The organism is Halomonas sp. SIMBA_159 (genome assembly GCF_046536035.1).
Lineage (GTDB): Bacteria > Pseudomonadota > Gammaproteobacteria > Pseudomonadales > Halomonadaceae > Vreelandella > Vreelandella venusta_A.
The window spans coordinates 1-258 of sequence record NZ_JAWJBT010000952.1; the positions used below are offsets into that span (position 1 = coordinate 1).

The following is a 258-nucleotide window of genomic DNA, read 5'->3' on the forward strand; positions in this document are numbered from 1 at the left end:
GTGGTTATGGTTTAATTGGCTGGAAGCAGATGAATCATTTTGGCGCATCTTCCTTTATTGAATTTGGGAATCCTGATTTTGTGAAATTTGCAGAAAGTATGGGCTTAAAAGGATATCGAGTGGAATCGGTTGCAGATCTGATCCCAACCTTAAAAGAGGCGTTATCGCAAAATGTACCGACTGTGATTGATTGTCCTGTTGATTATCGTGAGAATGTAAAATTTTCTAAGAAAGCAGGGGAACTCATTTGTCGCATTT

At 38.8% G+C, this 258-nt stretch carries 1 protein-coding gene; it reads left to right on the forward strand.

Annotated elements, in window-relative coordinates; all coding sequences use genetic code 11:
- Positions 1-258: thiamine pyrophosphate-dependent enzyme (locus R0J87_RS22070; RefSeq protein WP_498888988.1), on the forward strand; the 258-nt coding region annotated here is incomplete at both ends.